Annotated in this window: 1 protein-coding gene; it reads right to left on the bottom strand. The window is 70.4% G+C overall.

Translation table 11 applies throughout. The annotated features are described in order from the left end of the window. Nucleotides 1-1158, bottom strand: a 1158-nt coding sequence (locus ACOADB_RS16070; protein ID WP_378600678.1) for an MMPL family transporter, incomplete at both ends; no start/stop codon positions are given.

The raw sequence follows: 1158 nt of genomic DNA, 5'->3' as shown, positions 1-1158 counted from the left end.
CGGTGCAGCAACCGCAGCGGCTTCGGCGCCCACCAGGCACGTTCACCGAGCAGCCGTACGCCGGCGGGCAGCAGCACGCCCCGGACGAGTGTGGCGTCGATCAGGATCGCCAGTCCTGTCCCCAGTCCGAAGAACTGGATGAAGCTCACCGAGCTGACCAGGAACGCGAAGAAGCTGATCGCGATCAGGGCCGCCGCGGTGCTGACGATCCGGCCGGTGTGGGCAAGTCCGTGGACCAGCGCCTCCTCGTTGCTGAAGCCGGCGTCGCGCATCTCCTTGATCCGGCCCATCACGAACACCTCGTAGTCCATCGACAGGCCGAAGGCCACGCAGAAGAGCAGCACCATCATCGAGCTGTCCATCGGTTGCGGCGTGAAGCCGAGCAGCCCGGACAGGTGGCCGTCCTGGAACACCCACACCATCGCACCGAGCGTCGCGCCGAGTCCGACCGCATTGAGCACCAGTGCCCGGATCGGCTGGATCACGCTGCCGGTGAACAGGAACAGGATCACCATCGTGGTCAGCACCAGCCAGCCGACGACGGCCGGCAGGCGTTCCCCGATGCCTTCCATCTGGTCCTTCAGCTCCGCCGTGGCGCCGCCGACCAGCACCTCGGTGTCCGCCGGAGGAGGGACGTCGCGGACGGTCTGCACCAGGTCGCGTGCCTCGGTCGACCTCGGGTCCAGGTCGGTGACCACCGCGAGCAGGTCGGCACCGTCACCGTGGCGGACGTCGACGCGTACGACGCCGGACAGCGCCCCCAGCTCGGCGGAGTACGACGCCAGCGACTCGTCGTCCAGCGGTGAGGTCGTCACGACGTCGATCGGGTGGGTGCCGTCGCCGCCGAACTCCTCGCGGATCAGGTCTCCGGCCTGCCGACTCGACGCACTGGTGGGCAGCACGCGGTCGTCCGGGGTGCCGAGCGTGATCCCGGCGAGCGGGAGCGCCATCACGCCGAGGCCGACGAGCACGGGCAGCGCGCTGAGGATCGGGCGCCGGGCCACGAACCGTGCCAGTCGCGCCCACGCAGGCGCTTCCTCGCCGCGCACGCCGCGCACCCCCGGCACCCGCCAGGCGTCGATGCGGTCGCCCAGCAGGGCGATGGCGGCCGGCAGGATCACCACGGCGCTGAAGGCCGTGATCAGCATGACGCCGATG

The organism is Nocardioides sp. CPCC 206348 (assembly GCF_048654705.1).
Taxonomy (GTDB): Bacteria; Actinomycetota; Actinomycetes; order Propionibacteriales; family Nocardioidaceae; genus Nocardioides.
This window is presented reverse-complemented; position numbering and strand designations above follow the sequence as displayed.